Origin of the sequence: Sellimonas intestinalis (assembly GCF_001280875.1) — a bacterium.
Classification (GTDB): Bacteria; Bacillota; Clostridia; order Lachnospirales; family Lachnospiraceae; genus Sellimonas; species Sellimonas intestinalis.
Genome location: NZ_LGAJ01000007.1, coordinates 151,958 through 171,778 on the forward strand (window position 1 = coordinate 151,958; position 19,821 = coordinate 171,778).

Genomic DNA, 19,821 nt, shown 5'->3' on the forward strand with positions numbered 1-19,821 from the left:
ACGGCATAGCCACACTTCTTGAATTGCGGGGATTTTTCTGCGCAACGAAAGGAGTGTTTTTTATGCAGGTTTACAAAACGATTAAGTATATCCGTCTTTCTTATACGGATGACAAGTCAGTGGAAAGCGACAGCGTAGCCAACCAGCGGCGGCTGATTGATGACTACATTGCCCGGCACCCGGAGATTGAGGTTGTGGCGGAAAAGATTGACGATGGTTATAGCGGCGTTCTTTTTGATCGTCCGGCCTTTCAGGAAATGATGCGGATGATTGAGCAGGGAGAAGCCAACTGTGTGATTGTGAAGGACCTCTCCCGTCTGGGAAGGGAGTATATAGAGACTGGCCGTTATATGCGCCGGGTATTCCCGGCTTACGGCGTCCGGTTTATCGCCATCAATGACAATGTAGACACGGAAAATGACGCTGCCGATGACCTTACCGTCTCCGTCAAAAATATTATGAACGAGGCGTACAGCCGGGATATTTCCGTAAAGACCCGGAGCGCCCTGGATGTGAAACGCCGCAGCGGTGATTTTGTCGGAGCCTTTACCATTTACGGTTATGTGAAAACCGGCGACAAGCATAAGGGCCTGGAAGTTGACGAATATGCCGCGGGCGTGGTACGGGATATTTTCAGAAAGCGGCTGGAGGGGTTCAGCGCTTCCCATATCGCGGACGAACTGAACCGGATGGGCATACTCTCCCCTCTGGCTTATAAACGCAGCCACGGGATGCCCCATGCCAAAGGCGGCTATACGGACCGTAAGGACTGTAAATGGTCTGCGACTACGATTATCCGTATTTTGCAGGATGAAACCTACACCGGAACGCTGGTCCAGGGGAAACAGACGACGCCCCACTTCAAGCTGAAAGAGCGTGAGGACAAGCCTTCTTCCGAATGGATTCGTGTGGAGGGCGCCCATGAAGCAATTATCCAGAAACATGATTTTGACCTGGTGCAGAGGCTTCGCCGGATTGACACCCGGACTTCCCCAAAATCAGATAAGGTATATCTGTTCTCCGGCATTTTGATCTGTGGGTGCTGCGGCTGCCGTATGACCCGCAAGACGAACCGTTATAAGGATAAGGAATACCATTACTACTATTGTCCGACCGGTAAAAAGAACGGCTGCACTTCCTCCGTCATGCTAAAGGAAACGGACTTGATTGAGTGTGTGCAGGACAGTCTAAAGGGCCATATTGAAAATGTAGCTTCCCTGGATGCGCTGCTGTCCAGTATCAGCCAGGAGCGGATCAACCGGGAATTGGTTCAGGAATATACCGCGCAGATCAAGGCAAACGAAAGGCAGCGGGCGCAGATTGAGGGTTTCAAGACAAAGCTCTATGAAAACCTAGTAAGCGGGATTCTTACCAAAGAAGAATATCTTTCCTATAAGCGGAAATACAATGCCGACATTGAACTTCTGCAAAAAGCGATTGCAGAATGGGAAGAACGTCTGACGGATGTACTGGAGAACCACAGCGAGCGGAACCGCTGGATCAACCATTTTATGCAATTCTCAACGATGGAGGAAATTGACCGCCGTGCGGTCATGCAGCTTATCCGCAGTATTCGGGTGCTCGGCAAGGACGAATTACATATTGAATTCAACTACCAGGATGAATACAAAAAGGCCGTCGCACTGGCGGAGCAGATCGCGGAACAGGCCGCAGAAAGGAAGGTGAGCTAAATGGCAAGAAAAAGCAGGAAACAGACGGACGCTACTATGCCGGCGCCGTCCTTATATGTATATGTGGCGCTGTATATCCGGCTTTCTGTGGAGGATAACAAGAAACGCGGCTGTTCCGTGGAGAATCAAAAGCTGGTGCTGAATGATTATCTGGCGGATAAACCGGATTTTGTAGTTTATGACACATACATTGATAATGGCCTGACGGGTACGAATTTCCACCGTCCCGGATTCCAGCAGATGCTTTCGGATATTGAAGCAGGCCATATCAACTGTGTGATCGTCAAAGACCTGTCCAGGCTGGGGCGCAATTCTATTGATACCGGCTATTATATTGAGCAGTATTTTTACGCTCACAATGTCCGTTTTATTGCGGTCACAGATCAGTTTGACACGGCGGACCCCGGCAACCTTCACGGCGGCATTATGCTTCCCCTGAAGAATATGATAAACGAAGCCTATTCTCTGGATATTGGCAGGAAGATCAAGGCGCAGGCACGGCAGGCTATGAAAGACGGCGATTATATCGGAGGACGGGCGCCCTATGGCTACCGGAAAGCCCCGGATAACTGTCACAAGCTGCTGATTGACGAGGAAACGGCTCCGGTCGTGAAACAGATTTTTGACTGGGCTTATGAGCGTGTGGCGCTGAACCGCATCGTCCGTAATCTCAATGAAATGGGAATTGCGGCGCCAAGCCACTACAAGAAATCTACCGGCGAAATCACCAGCCCCGGCCTGATCGGCAGCGGAAAATGGCAGACCCGCACGGTAATGAAGATTCTGGAAAGCGAGGTTTATACCGGTGATTTGGTGCAGGGAAAAACAAAGACGGTGGACCACCAGCAGGTCAAGGCCGATGACGATAATCTGATTATTGCCCGACACACCCATGAGCCGATTATCAGCCACGAAGTTTTTGCGGCGGTACAGGAATACCGGAAACAGGTCTGTGAGGAAAGCAGGGCTGTTCCAAAGCGGCCCTATACTCCGAACATTTTCAAAGGGAAGGTGTTCTGCGCCGACTGTGGCAGGAGCCTCCACCGGCAGCGGGCGGAACGTAAGAAAGGCCCGGATATTTACTGGTTCCATTGTCTCACGAACAGCCGTGTAGCCAAAGATACCTGCAAAGGCGTGATGATGCAGGAGACAGAGCTGATTGCAACTGTCACCGCTATTTTAGAAAAAGAGCTTTCCGTTGCTTTGGGTATGTCTCTCCCTCTCTTTCAGTTGGAGGCAAGGCAGAAACAGAAAAAAGACAGTCTGAAATCCCAAGTGTCTGCCAAACGGCAGGATATAGAGAAACAGCGGCGTCTGATCCGCGGGCTGTATGAAAACTTCGTACAGGGCATTTTAACCAGCGAGGAATATTTTGAACTGAAAGCAGATTATGAGGAATCCATCACTGCTCTTTCCAATGATATTGAAACGCTTGAAAAAGGTATGGATGCCCTGGACGACCAGCTTGTACGCTACCGTGCAATGGAAAAAGACGCAAAATCACTGGCGCAGGACCATGTACTGACGGCGGAGCTGATTGACCGGCTGATTGACCGGATCGAGATCGACCACGAGCGGAATATCCGTGTTTCTTTCCGGTTTAAGAGCGAATTTCAGGGGGAGGCGGTAAAATGAAGCAGAAATATGTGATTGCCCTTTATATCCGCCTGTCTGTGGAGGACTTCAAGACGGAAAGTTTGAGTATTCCCAACCAAAAGCTGCTCCTTCGGGAAAAGGCCATGTCGCTGCAGGAATGGGATAACAGCGAAGTCCTGGAATTTGTTGATAACGGCCATACAGGAACCAACTTTGAACGTCCGGCAGTACAGGAGCTTTTGACAATGGTACAGGCCGGAAAGATTGACTGTATCATCGTGAAAGACCTTTCCCGATTTGGCCGCAACAGCATTGAGACCGGCTATTTCATTGAGCGGGTGTTTCCCCTCTACCATACCCGGTTTATCTCTGTGAGCGACGATTTTGACACCGCCAATTTCAAAGGAGATACCGGAGGGATCGACATAGCTTTTAAGTATCTTATCAGCGAGTGTTACAGCCGGGATATGTCCATGAAAACGAAAAGCGCTAAATACGCAAAAATGCGCCGGGGCGAGTACCAGAGTGTTATTTGCCCTTATGGCTACCGCAAGAGCATAGACGGGCGCATGGAGCCGGACGAGGACGTGGCGGGGATTGTCCGGCAGATATTTGAATGGGCGGCTGACGGCAATACAGCCGCAGAGATCACGAGGAAACTGTATGCCCTGAAGATTCCTACGCCCGGAGAATACCGGAGGGATAAAGGCAAGGATCACTACAATGTCTCCCGGACGCACGGCGTTTGGAGCAGTTCTACGGTCCTGCGTATGCTGGAGGACCAGCGGTATATCGGCACCTATGTGATCGGCAAGCGCAAGGTACAGGAGATTGGCAGCCGCCGCATGAAGCTAAAGGATGAAAGCGAGTGGTTCAAAATCCCAGACCATCACCCGGCAATCGTAAGCAAGGAACTGTTTGAGAAAGCCAATGCTTCAATTAAGCGGTTCTCCCTTCCAAATAAAAAGCGGCGTGACTACCTTCTCCGTGGAAAGGTATTCTGTGGATGCTGCGACCATGCCATGTCACTCAGAAATGATGTCTGGTTTTACTGCCGTCATTCCGAAGTGGCAGAAAATCTTCCTTGTCACGGGGTAAGGGTAAAAATGGTTGATCTGGAGCAGGCGATTTTTGAAATAATCCGGGCGCAGATGTGTCCAGCGCTGGGAATTGACAGCAGCAAAGACAAGCTGGATTTGCAGACGGTTCAGCAGGCCGAGCATGAAGATAAGCTGCGCTCTATCCAGGACAGCAAACGGCAGCTCTATGAACAGTATGCGCTTGGAGAGATTGACCTGGAAACCTACCGGGAGCGGAAAGCGGTATATGATGCGGAGCTGGTACAGGCAAAGAATGTCCATGCTGCTATTACCGCACAGACTAAACAGATACAAAGCGATTACGAGGCAAGGCTGAAACAGCGTGAAATCGTTCAGGAAGTAGGCAGCACCGACACTCTGACGCAAGCCCTGATTGACCGGCTTATCAGTAAGGTCTATATCTTTCCGGGAGACCGGATTGAGATTGAATATGTGACGCAGGATGTTTTTGGTGTTAAAGAAACGGAGGAATCAGACTATGAAGGCAGCATTTTATTATAGACAGGGCAGTAAAAGTTTTGGCTGCCTTTTACCTGATGAAAAAGAAAAATTGAAGGCTTTTCTTGATACTGAACAGAAACACAAGCCTGAAGAAAAGCAAAGAAATAATCGCCGATTAAACTTTGAAAAAGGATAAAATTTTTTTGTCGTGGGCTTGACATACGGGTGCCTTAAATCGTGTATGCGAATATAAGGCTCATTTGCCGCCGCTGAGCATCTTCTTATTGTGTTACTGATAAAAGTTTTTGTAAAGGGGAAAATGCGCTGGTGTGGTTGTATTCCGTATATTTTCCCAATGTACGCTTTTAACTCCTCCATAATAGCAGTCGGCATATTTACTGTACGGATTCCGTTTTCAGTCTTTGGTGGCGTATAGATATCTTTGCCGCCTTTCCGTTGCATGGACTTTGTGATGCTGATAGTATTTGCATTAAAGTCTAGGTCAGCAGGGTGCAGAGCGAGCAGCTCCCCGAAGCGTATACCTGAATAAAAAAGAATCTGAATAGCGGTATGAGCCATTGTATCGTTAATATATTGCAGGACATTTTGATACTGTTCCAATGTCCAGAACTTCATTGATCTTGTCCGTTTCCCCATATGTCCGGCTTTGTCACATGGATTTTGAGGAAGATTATAGTACTTTACTGCATAATTCATTATCGTTGTGAGTGTGTTCTGTATTCGGTCAAGATATGCGTCAGAATATCCGGCCTGTATGTGTGCGTTTTGCCAGTTCCTGATATCAACCGCCGTTATTTCATTTATTGGCTTGTCTTTAAAGTACGGAAGAATTCTGTTTTTGAAAATATTCTTTTTTCCGTAAACACTGTTTTCCCGTAGTCTGTGACTGATATCCTCTAAATATAAGTCATATAAAGACTGAAATGTCATATCAGGCGTTCCTTGCAGTTTTTCCAGGAATTGCCGCTCCCAGTCCTTAGCGTCTCGTTGCCGTACAAATCCCCTCTTTAATTTCTGCCTACGTTTTCCAGTGTAGTCTGTGTAATAGAATTTGCAATACCATGTACCTGTTTTTTCATCCTTGTAAGTTGGCATCTTTATCATTCTCCTTTTCTTGACCGGCCAGGGCGTGGATCAGGAGATGACATTGTGTGGTTATTTCTTGTCTTTGCGTTGGCTCTTAACAAACTCTGCAAACTTCTTAATTTGTTCCAGTTCTTCTTTTGTGTATTCATCACCGTCAAAGTGTGCGGCAACTGTGTCTATATTTTTGCTTTTGAAGTATTCTTTCATGGCTTCTGCATTCGTGATCGGGCCTTGTGGAGTATCCTTGAATTCGTAGTTATGTTGCATAAATTCACTTATAGTCATGTCGAGCCCATTGGCTATTTTATTTATTAGTTCAAGTTTTCCAGTGTCACTATCTCTCTTTATAAATGAATATAGCGTAGTAGGTGGGACCCCTATTAGATTTGCAAATTCTTTAACTGTAATGTTCTTTTCATGTAATAAATCTTTTAATCTTTTTCCGAGTGCCATGTTTTTCTCACCTCCAGTATTATTAAAACACGAAAACGAATATATGTAAACAACAATTACGAAAAAGAGTATTGACAAGAGTTACTAAAAGAAGTATTATGATAATGCGTAATACGAAAAATAGTAATACGAGAAAAAATAATGGGGAGGGGAGGTGATAAGAAATGAGAATCGACAACACAAAATTTGAAATCGCTTTGGCGAGAAGCGGCTTGACTATCGGACAGGCAGCGGAACGGGCAGGAATCAGCAGACAGCGTTTTTCCGTGATTCTGAACCAGAAGAATGCGACACCAAGAGCGGTAGGCAATATCGCTAGAGGTGTAGGCGTGGATGTAACTGAGATCATAGAAACAGAAGACCATTAACACACCGGCCAGGGCGTGGATCAGTGGATGAGGAAAGGAAGTGAACGGAATGAAGCTTACACCAATGAAAGCGATTCGGGCAAAGTGCCTTGATTGTTGCAACGGGCAGAGAAGTGAAGTCAGGCTTTGTGCGGCGAAAAGGTGTCCTCTTTACCCGTATAGGCACGGACATAGACCGAAAGACGATGAATTTACCATTAAAGAAGATTCGGATTAAAAACCCTTGCGTATAGCGGGAGTTTTTGGAGAGGAGATGTGATGATGACGAGACAGGTATTGACAGCGAAAGATATTTCGGAAATCTGCAATATATCCGAGAGCAAAAGCTATCAGGTAATTCGGCAACTCAATGAAGAATTGAAAAAAGCCGGCTATCTTACATTTCGTGGAAGAGTAAGCAGCGCTTTCTTCTATGAAAAAATGTACGGCATGAGGGAGAAGGACCATGAAAGCTCCTGATAATGTTTTCACTCAGTTTTGCACGGAACTGGAAGCAGCGAAGCAGTTCGGGAAGCTGGGAAAAAACACATTCAAGAAAATCCTTGGGTATGACATGACGTGGCCGGGATTTGCCGAGGATGCGCTCACACGTCTGGAAGAACTTGGATGCAGTCGGGCGCGGGAATATTATGAGGTTGTAAAATTAGAATGGCAGCAGGGACACGAGCAACAGATGAAGAATGTTGCGGCGTGGTATGTAAAACAAAATTTCGATAGGCGGGAGGTGAGGGAGTCACGGAAGCGGCAAGAAGTGGAACAACTGAAAGCGGACTTACAGCAGAGGAGCGACAAAGAGCTATTGATCTTATTGCAGAGGCTGAGGAAGAGCGGAGAGTAGACGGTAATATAGTTTATGACAAAGGAAAGCCCAGGCAGCTCAAGAAGGCTCCGGAGATCGCTAAGGCCAGTAGCGTAATAATAAAAGAACCGGAATGGCTGGTACCGGGGTACATACCAAAGTACGGAATTACAACGATAGCAGGAGAAGGCGGTGTCGGTAAGACATCAATCTGGTGTTCTTTGGTAGCAAGCATTACGACAGGAAAACAATCTTTTCTTCTGGGAGGGCAAATTCCATTTAACGATAAGCCGGAGAACGTTCTTGTGTTATCTGCTGAGGATTCATGGTCTTATGTGTTAAGAGCGCGGTTGGAGGCCAACGGGGCAGATCTAGAGCGTATAAGTTACATATCTCCAGAAGATGACAGGTTCGTTGATCTGAATTTTGATGGGGATCTTCTACGGGATGTTATCGAGACTGTTCGACCAAGTGCTGTTATATTTGATCCACTGCAGGCTTTTGTTCCGCCTAATTTACGGATGGGAGACAGGAATGCAATGCGAAAGTGCTTTTCTCCGCTGATTGGATATGGCGAAAAGTACGGACTAACATCGATTATTATCGCCCATGCGAACAAACAGTCTGGCGTGTGGGGAAGAAAAAGAATCGCAGACAGTTCAGACATATGGGATTCTTCCAGATCGGTGCTAATGGTAGGCGCAACAAAAGATAGTGACGTCCGTTATATATCACATGAAAAATCAAATTGGGGAAAGTTGGAAAAAACCGTCTTGTATACCCTCGATAAATGCGTCCCGGTATTTAAGGCATACACTCCAAAGAAAGACCGAGAATTCATCCAAGAAGATTCACGGGAACGTAATATCCGGCCAGTGGTGGAAGATGCGAAGGATTTCATTATTGAAACGCTTACAGAGCATAAACAGATGGAAGTTTCGGAACTGGACGAGTTGGCGGCGGCTAACAGTATCAGTAAGAACGCTTTGAAAGATGCAAAAGCGGCACTCAAGAAAGAAGGGCTAACCAGAGTGTGGAATGTTGGATATGGAAAAACAAAAAAATTCGTTATGGAGCTTAAAGACGCTGAAAAATCCAACGAGTAAAGAGAAAATCCAGTATTTAAAAGGGGTTGCTTTATTTGAGGATAATCAACGAATAAACGAGAAAGACGCTTATTTACTGGTTGGCACCAACGAGTAAAGCAAGGCCAGTATTTACAAGGAATTGAGCTTTACCGGTGGAATTTCCAGGCGTATATAGGACGGTCAACGAGTAAGAAAGGAGAAGCAAAAAAATGACTAACGAAGAAATGATGAAGCAGGTTATTGAGGATGACAATAAAGAGTTTAAGAAGTATGCAGAGGATAAGCTGCGCAGAGTGGATATCCTGCGTGAGATGGGATACACGGCAGACCAAGCTATAAAACTTATGACATATTTCTGTTTGGAAGAGATTGTGAATGTTTTGGTATCGCCAGAAGCTGAGACAGTGGCCGAGTGCCTGGGCGCCCTTGCCGGGTGTGTATGCGAGGTTCCACTGACCACTTACGCTCCCGGATATACATTCTTCCGAATCGGCGGAAGCGTGGATACTGACACATTGTAACAAAAAGACCCCATAGGGAGCGGGAACTCCCCACAGGGCAGATGTATCTTTCACGGCTGCGGGGCTGTGGAAAGGATACAGGTACATAATAACAGAGATTCAGAGGAAAGGACAAGTGAAAATGAAAAAAGATATGAGTATATTGGAAATCAAGAGAGAGTTGGACATGAAGCCGTACTTAATGGAGTTCATGAAAGCGGTGATAGAGCTGAATGATGAGGAAAGGAAACAGCTTTTGACAATTATGCAGAAAGGGGAATAGTCGTGGTGAGAAAAAATTTGAATCAATTGCAAGCTGAGATAATCGGAGTATCTGCCATTGTGGCGGCTATCAGGGGACAATTTGATAGTGATAACGGGACGAAGTTATGTGATGAGTACATAGAAGCAGCGCTTTATGGCGTGGAAAACCATCTGGATCGAATTGTGGAAGATTTAGAGGAGTTGGACGAGCGGCTTGTGGAAAGGGGGTGATGGCGTGAGTGTGAAGGTTAAAGTGTCATATGAAAGTGGTAAGGATTTGGAAAGGTTAAAAAGAGAAGCTCCGTAGAATAACTACGGAGCTACCCATCGAGACAATTAACTCTCTGAACACATTACAATTAAAAAAATTATTAATTGTTACATGACAACTATAACATAAAAGCAAGGGGAGGACAAGAAGAAATGAAGAAAATTTTACATACCGTAAACGAAATCTTTCAAACGCTGGGCGCTTCGGCCGTGATCTTCGCCCTGCTGTTCTTTCTGACAGAATGGGACGTAGCGGCGATACTGGCAATATCCGGCATAATGGGCGGTGTTTTGACGGTGGTGATGGATGAGGAGGAAGCATGAGCGCAAGAATCACAATCAGTTATGAGACAGAGCAGGAGCTTAGGGAATTGACTAATATTCTGTCTCCTGTTATGAAAAAATGCAAGATTTCAAAACAAAATAACGGAGGATACCGGAAAGCGTATATTGAACTGAAAAACGTACTGGAAAGAAATAAAGTAAGTGAGAGTGGCCGGGAGACAGAGAAGATTTAGGGGCTTGGTGTTAGTGAAAATCCTTATGGATCTGAAAAATCAAATAATCTACTTGAACAATCCTGTGATTAATGTTATAATTGTTTTATAACTAATATATCATAGTACCGCACTCGTTAGAGTGTAAGCCAGTTTAATTGTTAATTCGTTCATAGGCGTGGGAATGACTTAAAGACAGAAATGTCTAAAAGTTGTTTCCACGCCTTTTCCTTTTGGCGTGAGAAATGGATATCGAAAAAAATCAAAATTGGAGGTAGAAAAAATGCAGTTGAAAATCAATGGTAAGGAGTATGAGTTTAAGTTTGGAATCGGTTTTGTCAATGAGATGGACAAGCGGGCATCTGTACAGGCAGAGAATGGCGTGAAGTTTGGTCTTGGTATCGAGGTACTTGTTGCGAAATTGAAAACGTGGGACGTTTTAGCGCTGTGTGATGCGCTGATTGCGGCAAATAAAACAGAGAATCCTAAGATCTCGGAAAAAGAACTGGAGACATATATTGAGGACGAAAATACAGATATTGACCAGTTGTTTGAAAGTGTGATTGAGGGTTTAAAAAAGTCAAATGTTACACGGAAGAAAGTACAGGCGCAGCTCCGGGAGATGGAGGAAGTACAGGGGGATCTAAAAGAATAACTTACGATGACATTCTTGTTCGTTGTATGCGGACATTGGGAATAGACGATTTTCTTACGATCAACCGGATGACAATACCAGAATTTGAACTTCGGATGAAAGCGGCAGAGCTAAAGCAGCTTGACCGGATCCATGAACTTCATATTCTTGCCTGGGCGATTAACCAGGCGAGGGCAACAAAGAGGAATGGTCGACCAGTGTTTAGGACGTTCCGAAGTTTCTTTGATTTCGAGAAGCAGGAGAAAAAAATTCTGGAATATGGGAAGAAGTCGGAACTGTTAAGCCGATACATCCAGAGGAAAAAGGAGTACATGAGCAGGAGGGAGGCGGAAAAACGTGGAGAGCTATAGCGTAAAAGCGATATTGTCAGTTTATGATAAGAGCTTCACATCTGGAATGAATAAAGCGTTATCAACGATCGAGAACGTGGTTAAGAGGACAAATAAGGCGGCCGGGTCCGTAAATAAACTGACAACGAGCTTCAAATCGACAGCGGCGGCTATCGGAGTGATGCAGGTCGCAAGTAAAGCGGTGGATATGTTGGCCGGATCTCTTGACGGGGCAATATCCAGATACGACACGTTGAACCGGTTCCCGAAAGTATTACAGCAGATTGGCTTCTCTGCTTCAGATAGCAAACAGTCTATCAAAGAATTGTCAAAGGGGATTCAGGGGCTTCCGACAACCTTAGATGACGTAGCGGCGACAACACAACGCATCGCCACAATGACAGGAGATCTAAAGAAGGCAACGAAAACAACACTTGCATTAAATGACGCATTTTTGGCAAGTGGAGCCAGTACAGAAGACGCATCCAGAGGGCTGACGCAGTATATTCAGATGCTTTCCAAGGGCACAGTCGATTTGCAGTCTTGGCGTTCTCTTCAAGAGACAATGGGGGTTGCGCTGAACGATGTAGCAAAGGCGTTTGGGTTCGCTGGAGCTTCTGCACAGAATGACTTGTATAAAGCGTTACAAGATGGGAGCATCACGTTCGACCAGTTTAATGACAAGCTTATAGAACTTGATGGCGGTGTAAATGGGTTTGCATCCAGAGCCAAAACAGCATCGGACGGTATTGCAACAGCGATGACAAATGTCCGGACGGCTGTGATAAGGGGAATGACTGGTATCATCGAGGCCATAGATAATGTACTTGCCAGCAACGGACTTCCAACGATTCAGACGAGCATAGAACGGATAGGAACTGCAGCAGAATCGGCCTTAGATGGTGTGAGCCAGTTTATCAGTCTTTTTCAGAAAACAGAAGATCCGGCAAAAAACCTCCAGAACATGCAGAAAGCAATAGAATCGATTGCGCCGATTATGGCAGTAGTGGGGGCTGGCGCTGGACTGGCGGGGATGCTTCCTGTTGTGGATGCAATAGGAGATGGATTTACGGAAGCTTCTCAAAAAGGCGAGCAAATGGCGGGATCCCTTACGAAGGCAAAGGACAAAGCACTGTTGTTCGGAAAAGCTTTGAAAGGCGGGGTAGATCCGGGGAGCGAAAGCTTTAAGAAGTTGAATTGGCAGTCTAAGTTATTTGTAGAACGTGTCACAGGAGTAAAGCAGATTTTAAAAGGGAGCTTTGACCCTGATTCTGCCGGGTTCTCCAAATTTAACAAGTCTTCAAAGGAGTTCCTGTTAAATCTGGACAGGATAAAAAAGAAGACAGTCGATACACGAACAACACTCAAGAATTTTTCAAAAACGGTTGGCGAGACAATCAAAGGTATTCCGGGAAAAGCGTGGAATATTTTACCTGATAATACGAAAGAAAAGCTAACAGAAGTCAGTGATATTATTTCAGGAACTGTAATTCAAGCACAGAATCAATTCTCTAAGCTTAGAAAATCCTTTACGGATGCTTTTTCAAAGGAATTCTCTAAGGGGAAAAGTAAAATTATACAGTTGGGCGATTCGCTAGGAGAGTTGTCATTTAAATTCGGAGCTATGACAGGGCGATTTTCTAAAGACGCACCTCTTGCATGGAAAGCTTTTGACGGATTAAAAACGAAATTAAATGGAATCCCACAAATGTTTGATGGAATTAAGTCAAAAGTGGAGACATTTATTCCAGTTTTTGAAAAGGTCGGTGCTGGAGTTGGGAAGGGGTTAAAACTCGGAGCAGAGACAGGAATGTCGGCTTTTAACAAGATGATTGCTGCTCTTGGTTCGGTATTTAAGGCAGCGATGCTTTCGGTTGGCCCTGCGGCCATTTTGGGGCTTGTAGTGGTAGGACTTGGACTTGTGAATCAAGAGTTTGGTACAGAGATCAATAAAATACTTACTATGGTTCAGAAGAAGGGGCCTGAGATCATCACAACGCTTGCAAATGGGATTGTGTCAAAGATCCCAGAGCTTGCAAATACGGGCTCGGTTCTGCTAAGTCAGATCCTTACTACAATAGCTGGATTACTGCCGTCCATTACTACAGCCGGATTAAATATACTAAATGCCTTGATTGGTGGTGTAACGTCTAACATGGATGTGATCTTGCAAGGGGTTATAAGCTTAATCGGAAGTATTGCAACATCGATTGTGCAACTAGCACCAAATATAATGATGGCAGGGCTTACGATCCTTCAATCATTGATTCAGGGAATCTTGAACAATATGCCGACCATCATACTCGGAATTCAAGGATTATTCGCACAGATCAGCACAGCGATTCAGACGTATTTGCCACTGATGATAACGAAGGGCACGGAGATACTACAAAATCTTGCGACTGGTATTTCTCAGATGCTTCCAGTTATTATAAGATCTGCAATCGAAACAGTTACGAAGTTTGTCTCTACACTTAGTTCTAATGCGGATAAAATACTATCTTCTGGAGTTGAAATTACTAAAACAGTAGTACAGGGAATCACAAAAAAATTGCCCGATATATTGAAGTCCGCAGTAAAACTGATTGTCACTATCGTTGAAGGAATTGGAAGCAATTTGCCACAAATACTTCAATCTGGTATAGAGATTATTGGTGAACTTATTGCAGGGCTTATTAAGGCAATTCCCGATCTTTTAGGGGCGGCTGTTGATTTGGTAGGACAATTAGGAAGGAAATTTCTTGATACAGATTGGGCTTCTGTTGGTAAAGATATTATATCGGGTATCGCAAAAGGAATTAGCGGAGCAGCAGAAGCGCTCTGGAGAGCTGCCAAAAGCGCCCTTGGAAGTTTTAAAGATAAAGTTTTAGGATTTTTCGGAATTCATTCCCCTTCCAGATGGGGTATTTATGTCGGAAAGATGGTCGACTACGGGGTCGTAAAAGGTCTTGATAAGTTTGGTGGGAAAATTGGACAGCAGGCACAGGGAATTAAAATGCTGATGGAAAGAGAATTGGACGATATGGCGCGCGGTACTTTTTCTTTCCACCCACAGCCGGAATTTGCTTACAGTAGCTCGTCAGTCGTTGAATATAGAGATAGACAGATAGGATCATCTGGCGGTGGAAACGGACGGATCTATCATATCGATAACACGATTGAGATAGACGGAAAACAGGTTGCAAAGTCTACCGCCGTATATACACAAAAAGAGCTAGAAAAACTTGAAAAACGAAATAACAGAAAACTAGGAATCAGATAGGAGGATATGAAAACATGCTGTTAGATGAAAAAGACACGGAAGTTATTAAGAAGATTATTCAGGAAGCATCAGAAGCGCAAAGAAAAGATTTTGTGGAAATGTTAAAAGGGGCCGTAAAAGATGGTGTGAATGAGAGCAAGAAGGAGCCGACAAAAGAGGGTATCCTTGCAATCAAGGATCCGTACGAACGGCAAAAAATGATTGCGAAACACATGGATTTATTCAGAAAATAGGAGGTACAGTATGCAGTCTATAAATGATGTGAAAGTTGGTAAGAAAAATGAGCGAATCGTTGTTTACCCAACAGAAATGTGCAAAGTACTTGTTGGAGGAACGAACTATATCGTCCCGTATAATGTGGCAAAACTGATTTCTGATCTTTCCGAGGAATTGGATCATGAACAGCGCAGAAGGAGAAAAGACAATGAAGAAATCATGTCATTCTTAAAAAAGCAGTGTTGGCATATTGCGTATGCTTTAGGAGGAGGGGACAAAGACAGCGTGGCGTATTACGGTGAAAATCTCTTGAGCCATTCCATTGATTTCAAAGTTCCTCTCCCGGCAGGGTATGAGTTTGACGATGGAACAAGAGAAGAAAGTTTTCAGAGTGTTGTGGCAAAACGAATTTTTGAGGCATTACACAGTGCAAGATCAGCAAGAGGAGAGATTATGAAAAGCCTAGATGGAAGTGTTCCATCTGACATCTGTTTATAATTTGTTGCTATGCCATAGATTACTAGAAAACTAGATTAATGGCACGATAATATGACGAGGGATGGTGCGGAGTTTGTCGAATGAAGAACTTGTGATTCTGATAAAAACGGGGAAAAACGAATCTAACAATATGCTTCGGCTCTGGGAACAGAATAGCGGATTGGCCTACAAGATCGCAAAGAAATATACAGGATTTGCGGAACTCTGTGACCTCATGCAGGAAGCATATCTGGGACTGTGTGAAGCTGTGAGATTCTTTGACTGTTCTAAAGGCTCCGCATTTGTAACATATCTCGGATATTGGATAAAAAACAAGATCATACGTTATATTGAAGAATGTTGCCAGACGGTCCGTCTTCCTTCGCATACCGCAGGCATGATCTTGAAATACCAGAAGGCAAGAACCGAGTATGAAAAACGCTTCGGGGAAGAGCCGTCAAAAGCGGAAATCTGCTCGATTCTTGGCATAGGGTATGAAAGATATGAGCAGTTGCAGAAAGATATTAGGATCGGGCAAATAGGGAGTCTGGATGCCCCTGTTGAGGGTGAAGAAGAACCTATGTCCATTCTTGATGTACTCTCCTCTTCTGAAGATTTAGAAGAGGATGTAATAAGGGCGGTTGATGCGGAACGAATGGCAAGAGAAGTGTGGATTGCTGTAGATGACCTTCCAGAGAAGCAGGCCGCGGCCATCCGTTTAAGGTTTCAAGATGGGATGACACTGAAAGAAGCAGGCAGCGTGATCGGAGTCAGTACAGACCGGGCAAGGCAGATACAGAACGAAGGAATCCGAAAATTACGTCAGAGATCCAGGCATTACCATTATCGGCGGTATTATGAAGAATATCTGTCTCCGGCTCCGATCCATCATGTAGGATTAAGCAGGTTTCGCCAGACATGGACAAGTGAGGTTGAACGGGAGGCGTTGGGCTATTGATGAAGAAGGAGTATTCGGACATTTCGGACACCCTAAAAAGGGGAAAGCGAAGAAGTAGTAAAAGATTTCTCGAACAGTACCGAAAAGCATGGCACATAGGCCTTTCAGCAGAAGTGCGGAATGGGAATGTGGAAAGCTCGATTTCGGCCATCCAAGAGCTTATGAAATACAATAAGGCATATGAGCAAAAAGGCAGCTTAAAACAGCTTTTGGAGGACGGCAGAAAGCTTTTAGAACAGCTTGAGGAAGAACGAAGATTCTCTGAGAACATAACGAGAGCAATCCGTGACATAATCGGGAAAGTGGAAGATCCAGAAGAAAGAGAAGTACTTTACTGTGTATATGTAACCTATATGGAACCTATGACATGGGAAAGAATAGCTGACCGGGTGGGATGCTCCAAAACTCGTGTTATGGAAATCCATAGCAACGCACTTGTGAGCCTATCAGACTTGATTCCATGAACAAGAGATCGACAAGGCTTTGTAGAAATGGCACCCTTAAAAACCCTAAGAATACTAAATAATACTAAAAAACAGATATATAGAAAACCTGTCAAAACCGTCTATTTCCACATATATAGCAGGGGTGTAAGTTTCGCCAGCGTACTTTTAAGTACACCGTAGATTAGAGAATGAAAACCTTAAAAAACCTAATGTTCTTGAGTATATAGCAGAGCGCCAAAACTTAGAAAAACTTAGTGTTTCCGTCTATATAGAAGAACTTGCCAAAACTTAACATTTTCTGCATATATAGCAGTACCCTAAAACTACCAAAACGGTACTTTTGAAATTCCAAAACATATAAATGTTGATTATTCAACACCGTACAAAAAAGTACGGGTTCAAATCGAAGATAAAGGGGCCGGCGAAATACAGCCCCCCGGCAGAACTCAGGATATGACAATCGCCCCGTTATTATTAATTTCGGAGGTTGTAGATGTACACCCTCCAGGGGCGTCCATTTCGTTCATCCCTCTATCTTCGTCCATGACATGATGCTATTGAGCATAGGCAATTTAATGACACGATTACGCACGCGAAGCACCGGAGTAAAGGTAGCAAAGTACGACCTTTGGCCTACCAGATCGGGGAGTTGCCGGGGTTCCTAATGTTACGGAAATAGTATATTGTACATGGTTTGTGCTTGTGGTAGTATATAGAAAGGAACAACTGCGTTGCAGGGTGGCTGACCTCTATTCTACATAGAATGGGGGTGGTGCTGATGGACAATAACAAGAATCATTTTGATTTCAAAGACCTTATGGCCTTTGGTATGTTCATTCTGTCACTGCTGACATTCATTTATTTGATTTGTCACTGATGATATAAGGCATAGAAAAAACCACCCCGAAACTTTGGCCGGTAGCAGGGTGGCAATTCTATGTGTCACTAATGTTTTAAGGTCAACCACTTTGTGGGCGGTTGTTCCTTTTTCTATTTACAATATAGCACATTGGTGGGTTATGTTCAAGGGAAATTAGAGGAAACCGTTGTGATTCCTGGTGATACTAAAACGATACTAATATTTTGCGTAAAGAGTGAAATAGAGCATATTTCTATTAGATTTAGGCTCTATAAGTACTGAAAACACTGAGAAAAGTACATGAAAAATCTATGCGTAAAGTGTTGCTACAATCATCGAGTAATTGCTAAAAGCAGATTTTATAGGACTTTCTGAAATTTCAGAAAGTCCTATTTTGCTAAAGTCATAATCTTGATTTCAATTAAATGACCCTTTTCTTTTCTGACTGTGGCAGATAAGAGTAAGTAGGGATAACTCTACCCGTATTCAATCGTTTGAAATCTTAATGAGGTTACTGGGTTATGGTCTTTTCCCCGTAAGTACATCATCATAAAATTTCTGCTTTGTGTCGATATATTCGATACTATTGTTTATTTCCTGCAATTTTTCCAATAATATCTTTTTTCTATGATGAAGCATTAGTTTTCTTTCGGGGATAGTTTTTTCCCCTTGCAGGCATAATGCTACATACTCTTTCATTTCCGCAATGCTCATACCACATTTTTTTAAGCAGGAAAGACTTTTTATCCATGCGATATCTTCATCATCAAAAACACGATAATTGTTACTGTTTCTCTTGACGTTTGGTACAAGTCCTTCGTTACAGTAAAATTTTAAGGTTTCATAAGGCATATTCGTTTCCTTACATACTGCTTTCATAGAATACATGTTTTCAACTCCTCAAATCTTTTCAGAAATTTCAAAAAATGCTTGACCGGTAGTTACTACCGAGTTTTACAATCTGATTGTATTCTGAAGAACACAAGATGTCAAGGAGGTTATGATTATGGAGTATATAACATTAAATAACGGAGTAAAAATGCCAAAACTCGGTTTTGGTGTATTCCAGATTGCAAAGGAAGATTGTGAAAGATGTGTGTTAGACGCTATAAAGGTAGGCTATCGTCATATCGACACAGCACAGTCTTATTTTAACGAAGAAGAAGTCGGAAACGCCATCAGCAAATGTGGATTGCCACGAAAAGATTTGTTTATCACAACGAAAGTATGGATTGACAATTATGGGTATGAACAAGCCAAAGAATCCGTCTTGAAATCTATGAAGAAGCTGAAAGTCGATTATCTTGATTTAGTCCTTTTACATCAGCCGTTTAGTGATTATTATGGTGCTTACAGAGCTTTACAGGAGTTATACAAAGAGGACAAAATCAGAGCTATAGGCGTAAGCAACTTTGCACCCGATAGGCTGACAGATATGATTGCTTTCAATGAGATACCGCCACAGGTTAATCAAGTAGAAGTCAATCCATTACATCAGCAGATACCAGCACAGGAAAACATGGTAAAACGTCATGTCCAAATGGAAGCGTGGGCACCGTTTGGCGAGGGAAAAAACAATATGTTCCATAATCCTGTATTGTTGAATATTGCTGAAATGTATCAGAAATCAACGGCACAGGTTATGTTACGCTGGCTCATGCAAAGGGATATTGTCGCTTTAGCGAAATCAACCCATATCGAGCGAATGAAAGAAAATATTGAAATTTTTGACTTTTTTCTTTCTGATGAAGATATGAAGAAAATTTCAGAATTAGATACCATGGAAAGTTTGTTTTTCGATCATCAGACACCGGAAACGGTTGATATGTTTGTTGGAATGGTTAGTGACAGAAAGGGGAAAATTTAATGCGAAAACGAATCAGCTTTTTATAGCTGTTCTTTGCTGTATTGGTCTTACAGCTTGCGGTACAGATAAAAGGGATAATACCGACACACTATCTTCCCAAAATGAACAGGCTATATCTGTTTCAAGATAAGAGGTGCTAAAGTTCGTACAGACCTTATGTTTTGTACAGGCTTTTTCCCGATTCTATAATTCAGTTCTTTTGCAGAAAGAGGGGATTATGAAGCTATCTTCTTTTGGGGAAGTCATCAAAGCAATGCAACTATAAAAATTTTATTTGCAGAAGATAAAAAACTATTGACGAACACATGTTCGACTGTTATAATACGAATTACAGAACAGATTTAACTGGCCAGAATCTGGTATCTGTAAGAGTTTCGGCAAAGCAGGATTTCAGCAGAGCGACTCTGTCGGGCAGCACAGAGCTGTATCAACGGTTTTCTTTCCCTTATCCGTGATGCTGATGATGATTTTGCGATTACCCGGAGGGTGAAGATAGGGATGAGTTTGATGTCAAATAAAGAGTTGAAAGTAAGCGCGCAGCAAACTGAGGATGCAGTCTGTTTATGGAATGCAGTATG

Annotated in this window: 24 protein-coding genes; 21 read left to right on the forward strand and 3 right to left on the reverse strand. The window is 43.7% G+C overall.

All coding sequences use genetic code 11. The features are described 5' to 3' along the window. The first annotated feature begins 62 nt into the window (after positions 1-62). Genes AOA56_RS08160 through AOA56_RS08170 form a run of 3 tightly spaced genes read left to right on the forward strand, consistent with a single transcriptional unit; the run spans position 63 to position 4,888 of the window. The gene (locus AOA56_RS08160) at positions 63-1,691 is read left to right on the forward strand and encodes a recombinase family protein (RefSeq protein ID WP_053769526.1); all 1,629 of its coding nucleotides are present in this window, start codon (positions 63-65) and stop codon (positions 1,689-1,691) included. Then, complete coding sequence (locus AOA56_RS08165; RefSeq protein ID WP_053769400.1) at positions 1,692-3,326, forward strand: recombinase family protein; 1,635 nt, start codon at positions 1,692-1,694, stop codon at positions 3,324-3,326. It abuts the gene before it with no gap. Continuing rightward, positions 3,323-4,888 (forward strand): recombinase family protein, encoded by a 1,566-nt coding sequence (locus AOA56_RS08170; protein ID WP_053769401.1) that lies wholly within the window; start codon positions 3,323-3,325, stop codon positions 4,886-4,888. Before AOA56_RS08165 ends, AOA56_RS08170 begins: the two co-directional genes overlap by 4 nt. Here the strand turns inward: AOA56_RS08170 and AOA56_RS08175 are convergent. After that, positions 4,883-5,944 (reverse strand): site-specific integrase, encoded by a 1,062-nt coding sequence (locus AOA56_RS08175; RefSeq protein ID WP_053769402.1) that lies wholly within the window; start codon positions 5,942-5,944, stop codon positions 4,883-4,885. The two genes, AOA56_RS08170 and AOA56_RS08175, sit on opposite strands and share 6 nt — an antisense overlap. A 60-nt stretch (positions 5,945-6,004) precedes the next feature. Further along, the gene (locus AOA56_RS08180; protein ID WP_053769403.1) at positions 6,005-6,388 is read right to left on the reverse strand and encodes a helix-turn-helix domain-containing protein; all 384 of its coding nucleotides are present in this window, start codon (positions 6,386-6,388) and stop codon (positions 6,005-6,007) included. 164 nt (positions 6,389-6,552) lie between these two features. Between AOA56_RS08180 and AOA56_RS08185 the strand changes: the two genes are divergently transcribed. The 17 genes from AOA56_RS08185 to AOA56_RS08250 all read left to right on the forward strand — a co-directional run bounded on the left by AOA56_RS08185 (position 6,553) and on the right by AOA56_RS08250 (position 16,535). Next, the gene (locus tag AOA56_RS08185; protein WP_053769404.1) at positions 6,553-6,756 is read left to right on the forward strand and encodes a helix-turn-helix domain-containing protein; all 204 of its coding nucleotides are present in this window, start codon (positions 6,553-6,555) and stop codon (positions 6,754-6,756) included. Positions 6,757-6,805: 49 nt separating this feature from the next. After that, positions 6,806-6,973 (forward strand): hypothetical protein, encoded by a 168-nt coding sequence (locus AOA56_RS15845; protein WP_156316920.1) that lies wholly within the window; start codon positions 6,806-6,808, stop codon positions 6,971-6,973. A gap of 41 nt (positions 6,974-7,014) precedes the next feature. Further along, complete coding sequence (locus AOA56_RS08190; protein ID WP_242843443.1) at positions 7,015-7,215, forward strand: hypothetical protein; 201 nt, start codon at positions 7,015-7,017, stop codon at positions 7,213-7,215. Beyond that, positions 7,202-7,594, forward strand: a complete 393-nt coding sequence (locus AOA56_RS08195; protein ID WP_053769406.1) for a hypothetical protein — start codon at positions 7,202-7,204, stop codon at positions 7,592-7,594. The genes AOA56_RS08190 and AOA56_RS08195 overlap by 14 nt, the downstream gene beginning before the upstream one ends. A gap of 56 nt (positions 7,595-7,650) precedes the next feature. Continuing rightward, positions 7,651-8,661, forward strand: coding sequence for an AAA family ATPase (locus AOA56_RS08200; RefSeq protein ID WP_278277146.1), 1,011 nt, complete (start codon positions 7,651-7,653; stop codon positions 8,659-8,661). 191 nt (positions 8,662-8,852) lie between these two features. Next, positions 8,853-9,164, forward strand: coding sequence for a hypothetical protein (locus tag AOA56_RS08205; protein WP_053769408.1), 312 nt, complete (start codon positions 8,853-8,855; stop codon positions 9,162-9,164). Between the two features lie 121 nt (positions 9,165-9,285). Next, positions 9,286-9,426, forward strand: coding sequence for a hypothetical protein (locus AOA56_RS16000; protein ID WP_162224692.1), 141 nt, complete (start codon positions 9,286-9,288; stop codon positions 9,424-9,426). Positions 9,427-9,431: 5 nt separating this feature from the next. Then, positions 9,432-9,638: a hypothetical protein gene (locus AOA56_RS08210; protein WP_152334134.1), complete on the forward strand. Its 207-nt coding sequence runs from the start codon at positions 9,432-9,434 to the stop codon at positions 9,636-9,638. 192 nt (positions 9,639-9,830) lie between these two features. Then, positions 9,831-10,001, forward strand: a complete 171-nt coding sequence (locus AOA56_RS15850) for a hypothetical protein (RefSeq protein ID WP_156316921.1) — start codon at positions 9,831-9,833, stop codon at positions 9,999-10,001. After that, positions 9,998-10,195 carry a hypothetical protein gene (locus AOA56_RS08215; RefSeq protein ID WP_053769410.1) on the forward strand — a complete coding sequence of 66 codons (198 nt, stop codon included), beginning with the start codon at positions 9,998-10,000 and terminating at the stop codon, positions 10,193-10,195. The genes AOA56_RS15850 and AOA56_RS08215 overlap by 4 nt, the downstream gene beginning before the upstream one ends. A gap of 262 nt (positions 10,196-10,457) precedes the next feature. Further along, positions 10,458-10,829, forward strand: a complete 372-nt coding sequence (locus AOA56_RS08220) for a tail assembly chaperone (protein ID WP_053769411.1) — start codon at positions 10,458-10,460, stop codon at positions 10,827-10,829. Positions 10,830-10,864: 35 nt separating this feature from the next. Next, on the forward strand, positions 10,865-11,179 hold the full coding sequence (locus tag AOA56_RS08225; protein WP_205694931.1) for a hypothetical protein: 315 nt from the start codon (positions 10,865-10,867) through the stop codon (positions 11,177-11,179). After that, positions 11,166-14,420 carry a tape measure protein gene (locus tag AOA56_RS08230; RefSeq protein ID WP_053769412.1) on the forward strand — a complete coding sequence of 1,085 codons (3,255 nt, stop codon included), beginning with the start codon at positions 11,166-11,168 and terminating at the stop codon, positions 14,418-14,420. Before AOA56_RS08225 ends, AOA56_RS08230 begins: the two co-directional genes overlap by 14 nt. Before the next feature lie 14 nt (positions 14,421-14,434). Next, on the forward strand, positions 14,435-14,653 hold the full coding sequence (locus AOA56_RS08235; protein ID WP_053769413.1) for a hypothetical protein: 219 nt from the start codon (positions 14,435-14,437) through the stop codon (positions 14,651-14,653). 10 nt (positions 14,654-14,663) lie between these two features. Further along, positions 14,664-15,134, forward strand: a complete 471-nt coding sequence (locus AOA56_RS08240) for a hypothetical protein (RefSeq protein WP_053769414.1) — start codon at positions 14,664-14,666, stop codon at positions 15,132-15,134. 73 nt (positions 15,135-15,207) lie between these two features. Continuing rightward, positions 15,208-16,071 (forward strand): sigma-70 family RNA polymerase sigma factor, encoded by an 864-nt coding sequence (locus AOA56_RS08245; RefSeq protein ID WP_162224693.1) that lies wholly within the window; start codon positions 15,208-15,210, stop codon positions 16,069-16,071. Then, complete coding sequence (locus AOA56_RS08250) at positions 16,071-16,535, forward strand: sigma factor-like helix-turn-helix DNA-binding protein (RefSeq protein ID WP_053769416.1); 465 nt, start codon at positions 16,071-16,073, stop codon at positions 16,533-16,535. Before AOA56_RS08245 ends, AOA56_RS08250 begins: the two co-directional genes overlap by 1 nt. A gap of 1,360 nt (positions 16,536-17,895) precedes the next feature. Here the strand turns inward: AOA56_RS08250 and AOA56_RS08255 are convergent. Further along, positions 17,896-18,264: a MerR family transcriptional regulator gene (locus AOA56_RS08255; protein ID WP_053769417.1), complete on the reverse strand. Its 369-nt coding sequence runs from the start codon at positions 18,262-18,264 to the stop codon at positions 17,896-17,898. Between the two features lie 118 nt (positions 18,265-18,382). Between AOA56_RS08255 and AOA56_RS08260 the strand changes: the two genes are divergently transcribed. Continuing rightward, positions 18,383-19,243: an aldo/keto reductase gene (locus tag AOA56_RS08260; protein ID WP_053769418.1), complete on the forward strand. Its 861-nt coding sequence runs from the start codon at positions 18,383-18,385 to the stop codon at positions 19,241-19,243. The last annotated feature ends 578 nt before the right edge of the window (positions 19,244-19,821 follow it).